This is a genomic window from Leptotrichia sp., assembly GCF_057270615.1.
In genome coordinates, this window is record NZ_DBHIXN010000078.1 from 1 (window position 1) to 6,906 (window position 6,906).

Consider the following 6,906-nt stretch of genomic DNA (forward strand, 5'->3'; position numbering starts at 1 on the left):
GTTAATTAAAAATTTTATTAAATTTATTTGCCCCTATATTTTTTACTCTGTCTTTGAGCGAACTTTATTCTAAAAACATTGAATTTCCAGAAATTGCAATATTTCCGACAGGAACGTCGAATGATTTTGCAAAAGCATTAAAAATTGAAGAAAATATAGAAAACTGGATAGAAAATATTACAGAAAAAACAGCTAAAAATATTGATTTTGGCTTAATTAATGGAAAAACTGTATTTCTATCTTCGTATGCTGGCGGATTGTTTACCAAAATTTCCTACAATACAGACAAGGCATTGAAAAAGACATTTGGGAAAATTGCCTATTACATAAATGGACTTGGAGAACTTACAAATATAAAGACTTTTGATTTGAATGTTGTGCTGGATGGAAAGGAAGAAATAAGAGAAAAAGCTATTTTATATGCAATTCTGAATGGAAAAAATGTAGGAGGATTTGAAAATGTAATTGATGAAGCCAGCATGAATGATGGATTTATGGATATTCTTATCGTAAAAAATATAGAAAATCCTTTGGATATTCCAAAAATCCTGATTGATTTAATGAACAGCAATTTGACAAATAATGATTACATCCGAACTTTACAAGCTAAAAAGTGTGAAATAAAAAAAGTTTCTCAAGAAATTGATGTGAGCATTGATGGAGAAGAAGGAGAAAATATGGATGTAACAATTGAATTTATTAGTGGGAAATTAAAAGTTTTTTACTAAAAAAATTCATAATATAAGAGAACTCTAATCAAAAAAAATAAAACAATCAATTGAAATTTGGAAATCATAAAAGTATAATATAATAAATAAAATATTGTATAGGAGTGTATTTTATAAAAAAATTACTTTTAATTTTGATATTTATAATGTCTACAGTAAGTTGTGAATTGTTTAGCAAAAGTTATTGAGATGATATAAATAAACCTAGGATAGAAGAAGGTAGAAGATGTTATTGAAGAGGTGATGGAAATGTTTAGTGTAAGGACAAATATGAAAATCGAGTTTATTAATGTGTGATTTAAGAAAAATAGATTGATGAATGTAAAAGTGGGAATTTTGGGATTGAATTTTTTTGGAAAAAATGATATAATAACTTCGAATAAAAAACCTGTTCAGGTTAGTGTAAAATTAAAAATGCGAGAAAAAGGCTTTATTCTTTATTGAATAGGGCTTTTTTTTGCGATATAATTGTCTGTCAAGGAACGCAACCTTGATTACACTTTCTTGAACAGGAGGTGGTAATAATGGCAAATTGGGATTTGACTGTTTTAGCAGTTGTAATCGTATTGTTTTTGATTTTTAGCAGTCAAAAATAGCAGTTGAATTCTTGTCTTATTGTCCTCACCTTTTGCCTGCCAGTTTAATTTAGCTGGCAGGTTTTTTGTAATTTTTAAAATTATGTTATTGAAATAAAATAGATTGATATTAGAAAATTTTGTTGCAAGGTTAAAAATTAAAATATGAAATATCGATTATGATAAAAAAAGAAAATTTAAATTTTCAATAAATTTTGAATAAAAATGTTTTGAATTTTTTCAAAAATATGGTATAAATATAGTATATAAAAATTTTAGAAAGGTATGGAGGAAAAATTATGAATGGATATTTTAGTCTTGTTTTACATGCACATCTGCCGTATGTAAGACATCCGGAGTATGAAGATTTTTTAGAAGAAGATTGGCTACGTGAAGCGATTACAGAAACGTATATTCCTCTACTAGAAATGTTTGAAAACTTAACAAGAGATAACATTCCTTGGAATATGACAATTACAATGTCCGGAACACTTGTGAATATGTTAAATGACGATTTGTTGCGTGAAAGATATCTTCATCATATAAACAAATTAATCGAATTCTGTGAAAACGAAGTGGAAAGACTGAGTCCATATCCTGACATGCTAAATGTTGCAAAACATAATTTATGGTTCAATACGAGAGCAAAGCAAGTATTTGAAAAGTACAACAAGGATTTAGTAGGGGCATTTAGAAAATTTCAAGATCAGGGGAACTTAGAAATCATTCCAGTTACAGCAACACATGGATTTTTGCCAGTTATGAAAGATTATCCTGAAGCAGTAAATGCTCAAGTCCTTATGGCAAAAAAAGATTATATCAAAAATTTTGGAAGAGAGCCAAAAGGTATGTGGCTAGCTGAATGTGCTTATTATCCAGGACAAGATAAATTTTTGGAAAAACATGGAATAAGATATTTCCTAGTTGACGCACATGGAATTATGCATAGTGATCCACGTCCAGTTTATGGTATTTACTCACCAGTTTATACTAAAAATTATGTAGCTGCATTTGCTAGAGATTTGGAATCATCAGAACAAGTTTGGAGTTCAGAATCAGGTTATCCAGGAGATGGACTTTACCGTGAATTCCATAAAGATGCAGGATATGAACTTGATTATGAACTTGTAAAACCTTACTTACATAGTGATGGAGTAAGAAGAAACATAGGAATAAAGTATCATGCAATAACAGATAAAAAAGGAAGTTATAAGGCAGTTTACAATCCACAAGCAGCAGCAGGCAGAGCCAAAGAACATGCTTACAATTTCGTATTCAATCGTTCAAAACAAATTGAATATCTTGCTTCAAAAATGAAATATAGAAAACCTATTGTAGTATCACCTTACGATGCTGAGTTATATGGACACTGGTGGTATGAAGGACCAATATTTTTAGAATGGGTATTTAGAGCAATAGCTGAATCTAATTTTTCTACAATAACACCATACAAATATTTACAAAAATACCCTACCAATCAAGTAGTTGATGTAAGTATGTCAAGCTGGGGAGCAAATGGTTATTATGATGTTTGGATAGATGGTTCAAATGATTATGTATATAGACATTTACATAAGGCAGCACAAAAAATGATAGAATTGGCAAACGGAAGAGAACCTTATAATGAATTAGAATATAGAGCATTAAATCAAGCTGCAAGAGAATTGTTAATGGCACAAACATCTTGCTGGGAATTTATAATGTATACAGGAACAATGGTTGGATATGCTCACAAAAAAATAAGTGACCATGTTCATAGATTATTCAAAATTTATGAAGATTTTAAGAATGGTAACTTAGATGAAAGCTGGATAAAAGAAATCGAAAGCAGAGATAATATTTTTCCTGAAATCGAATATAGAATGTATAGAAGCGATTGGCTATAAATCTTAAATTGCAAATTATTTAACAGAATATAGCAAGAAGTCTCCTGCTTTTTAAGTGGGAGATGAATTGCTTTTTTTTTGTAAAAAAATTAGAAAGTAAAATTTTTTATTAATATTTATAGTGTCATCTATTTAAAATAATAGATTTTTTAAATTGGGTTTTAGTATTAGGTAGAAAAAGTAGAAATGGGGAGAGATGGATAATAAAAATTTATTAAAGGGAACAATGGTTTATTCTCTTATGAATTTAGTTACAAAAATGGGTTCGTTTGTATTTTTGCCAATAATAACAAGATTGCTTACACAGGAGGAATTTGGGATTGTAGGAACATTAGCTCCGATTACTTCACTATTTACAGTAATTTTAGGGTTAGGGCTTTATAATGCTCAGATGAAAAAATATGTAGATTTGAAGGAAAGTGAAGATGAATTTGGAAGTTATATGTTTTCTTCAACTTTGATAATAGTTGTTTTTAATATTTTAACATATATTTTTTTATTTACACCAATGGCTAAAAAGCTGTTTTCATACATTGTCGATTTAAGCAAAGTAAGTTATTACCCCTTGATAATTGTTAGTATTTTAATTGCAACAGCAAATGCTTTTAATAATCTTTCGACAACTTTATTTAGAATGAAAAGAATGTATATGAAAGTGGCGATAGGAAGTGTTATAAGTCTTTTTACCACTTATATTTTGGCAATTTATTTTATAAAATATTTGAAATGGGGAGTTTTTGGAAATCAGTTTGCAAATTTTGTTGCACTGCTTGTAGTTTTTTTATTTTATTTTAAGGATTATTTTGGAAAATTTAGATTTAAGCTGAATTTTGATTATGTAAAATATTCACTGAGAAATGGGTTACCACTTATTTTTATTGAACTTACAGATCAAGTTGTAAATTTAAGTGACAGGCTTGTTTTGGCAAAATTTGTTTCTCTTGCAGTAGTTGGAGGGTATACACTTGCTTTTACTGGTGGAAGAGTTTTATCAGTTATTACGGGATCTTTTGTGAATAGCTGGACACCAGAGTTTTATGAGGCGATGAAGGAAGATAGAACAAATCCGACGATAACAAGAAGCGTAGAGAATTTTATTGCAATTATTTCTTTTGCATGTGTAATTGCACAGCTATTTGCTCCAGAGGGGATAAAATTAATATTTCCAAAAAGTTATTATCCTGCAATTAATTATATGTCATTAATTTTAGCGGGAATTGTAATTCAGGCGTTATTTTGTCTTGATTATTTTTTTCATTTCCATGAAGATAGCATATACATTTTTTATTTTACAATGTTTGCAATGATATTTAATTTGGTTGGGAATATAATATTTATACCAAAATTTCCTCAAATTGGTCCGATTATTGCAGCATGGACAACATTGCTTGCCTTTTTGTTCAGAGCAATAATGGAAATGCTGATTATAAGAAAGAAATACAAAATTTCATTTAATTATAAAAAATTGTTTTTTTATTTTATAATTATTGTAAATCCTATCATATTTTATTTGTCAAATGATCAGCTTACATGGATGAAATTTGGATTGAAAATAGTATATTTAGCAATAGTTACAAAATTTCTTGTAAATAAGGAAGTATATAATAAAATTGCGAATCTTGTGAATGGCATAAGAAGAAAAATTATGAAACGATAAATTTTAAATTTTTGGAAAATAAGGGGAATTAGAAAATGAAATTTACAGTTTTTACACCGACTTTTAATCGTAAGGAACTGCTTGAAAAATTATATAAATCGCTTCAAAAACAGACTTATAAAGATTTTGAATGGCTTGTTGTAGATGATGGCTCTACTGATGGGACTAAAGAAAAAGTAGAACAATTTTTGAGCGAAAAGAAGTTGGATATAAAATATTATTTTAAGGAAAATGGCGGAAAACAGCGGGCTTATAACTTTGCTACAGAAAAAGCAAATGGGGAACTTTTTATATGCCTTGATTCAGATGATGAATATGTGGAAAATGGACTTGAAACTATTCTAAAATATTGGAAAAAATATGAGAAAAATACTGATATTGCTGGAATGGGATATTTGTCAACTTATCCAAATGGAGAAATTATTGGATCTAGTTTTCCAGAAAAAGAAATGATCTCGACGCAATTTAAAATCTATAATAAATATGGGGTTAAAGGCGATAAGGGGCTTATGTTCAGGACTGAAATTATAAAAAAATATAAATTTCCAGTTTTTGAGGATGAAAAATTTGTTACTGAAGCTGTTGTTTATAATAGAATTTGTGAAAAATATAAGATAGTTTACGTAAATGAGAAAATTGAGATAAAGGAATATCAGGAGGACGGATTAACTGCAAAATACAATAATTTATTGTTGCGAAATCCGAAAGGGCAGGCACTTTATCACAATGAAATAAATTCTCAAAAGTTGACTTTTAAGCAGAAAGTTTTAAATAATGCTGTTTATTACAAATTTTGCAAGGTGGCAGGCTACAAATTTGGAAAAATATTTCAAGAAAGCAAAAGTAAATTGTTTTTAATATTGGCAATTCCAATTGGAGAATTTATGTGGAAAAAAGTTAAGTTGTAAAAATAGGAGAAATAAAAACAAAAAATGGATAAAAAACTAGATGATAAAAAAGTCGTTGTTGGAATGAGCGGCGGGATAGACAGCTCTGTTGCCGCTCTTTTGTTAAAGCAGGAAGGATATGAAGTAATTGGAGTTACATTAAAGCATTTGCCTGATGAGCTTTCGGAAAATCCAGGAAAGACATGCTGTTCTTTGGATGATATAAATGATGCAAGATATACTTGTTACACTTTAGGAATCCCTCATTATGTCTTAAATGTTGTAGAGGAATTTAGAAGAGATGTGATGGAATATTTTGTGAAAATGTATAATGCAGGAAAAACTCCCTCGCCTTGTGTGATTTGCGATGAAAAGGTAAAAATAAAAAAACTTGTAGAATTTGCTGACAAAATGGGAATAAAGTACATTTCAACAGGGCATTATTCAAAAGTTAGTCCAAATAATATGCTTTTGTGGGATAAAAATAACAGAAAAGATCAGACTTATATGCTTTATCGGCTGGATAAGCAAGTAGTGGAGCGATTTTTATTTCCACTTTCAGAATACAAAAAGTCAGAAGTTCGTGAAATTGCCAGACAAAATGGAATTCATACACACAATAAGCCAGATAGCCAAGGAATCTGCTTTGCTCCGAACGGATATATTCCATTTTTGAAAAAAGTTCTTGGAAATGATGTGAAAAAGGGGAACTTTGTGGATAAAAACGGGAAAGTCATCGGAGAGCATATAGGTTACCAGTTTTATACGGTTGGACAACGGCGTGGACTGGGGCTTAATTTGGGGAAGCCGTTTTTTGTGCTGGAACTTCGACCTGAAACAAATGAAGTTATTGTGGGAGATTTTGAAGAATTGCTGGTAAAGGAAATCGAAGTGATAAATTATAAATTTCATTGTGGTTTGGAAAATATAATTGGAGTAAAATTAACTGCACGTCCAAGATTTTCTTCAAAAGGATTGGCTGGGAAACTAAAAATTTTAGAAAATGAAAAAAATAAAAATAAACTAATTTTTGAATTTGATGAAAAGACTCATGAAAATTCTGAAGGGCAGCATATTGTATTTTATTTGGAAAATGAGATTGTTGGTGGAGGAGAAATAAGACAGAGTAAAAAATATAGGGGCAAATAAATTTAATCAAATTTTTAATTAACA

The 6,906-nt window shown here is 29.4% G+C and carries 5 protein-coding genes; all 5 read left to right on the plus strand.

From position 1 onward, the window contains the following. The first annotated feature begins 53 nt into the window (after positions 1–53). The 5 genes from ACO409_RS09850 to mnmA all read left to right on the plus strand — a co-directional run bounded on the left by ACO409_RS09850 (position 54) and on the right by mnmA (position 6,882). Positions 54–728 carry a diacylglycerol/lipid kinase family protein gene (locus ACO409_RS09850; RefSeq protein ID WP_485556838.1) on the plus strand — a complete coding sequence of 225 codons (675 nt, stop codon included), beginning with the start codon at positions 54–56 and terminating at the stop codon, positions 726–728. Positions 729–1,602: 874 nt separating this feature from the next. Beyond that, positions 1,603–3,189 (plus strand): glycoside hydrolase family 57 protein, encoded by a 1,587-nt coding sequence (locus ACO409_RS09855; protein ID WP_485556840.1) that lies wholly within the window; start codon positions 1,603–1,605, stop codon positions 3,187–3,189. 196 nt (positions 3,190–3,385) lie between these two features. Next, on the plus strand, positions 3,386–4,846 hold the full coding sequence (locus ACO409_RS09860) for an oligosaccharide flippase family protein (RefSeq protein ID WP_485556842.1): 1,461 nt from the start codon (positions 3,386–3,388) through the stop codon (positions 4,844–4,846). A gap of 35 nt (positions 4,847–4,881) precedes the next feature. Further along, a complete protein-coding gene (locus ACO409_RS09865; RefSeq protein WP_485556844.1) occupies positions 4,882–5,754 on the plus strand; it encodes a glycosyltransferase family 2 protein in 873 nt (290 codons plus the stop codon). Positions 5,755–5,778: 24 nt separating this feature from the next. Then, entirely contained in the window at positions 5,779–6,882 is a 1,104-nt protein-coding gene (mnmA, locus tag ACO409_RS09870) for a tRNA 2-thiouridine(34) synthase MnmA (RefSeq protein ID WP_485556846.1), read from the plus strand. Positions 6,883–6,906 lie beyond the last annotated feature (24 nt).

What these genes read in the sequence shown, in the direction of transcription:
- ACO409_RS09855 (WP_485556840.1), top strand. Translation starts at nt 1,603, where the DNA reads ATGAATGGATATTTTAGTCTTGTTTTACATGCACATCTGCCGTATGTA.
- ACO409_RS09860 (WP_485556842.1), top strand. Translation starts at nt 3,386, where the DNA reads ATGGATAATAAAAATTTATTAAAGGGAACAATGGTTTATTCTCTTATG.
- ACO409_RS09865 (WP_485556844.1), top strand. Translation starts at nt 4,882, where the DNA reads ATGAAATTTACAGTTTTTACACCGACTTTTAATCGTAAGGAACTGCTT.
- mnmA (WP_485556846.1), top strand. Translation starts at nt 5,779, where the DNA reads ATGGATAAAAAACTAGATGATAAAAAAGTCGTTGTTGGAATGAGCGGC.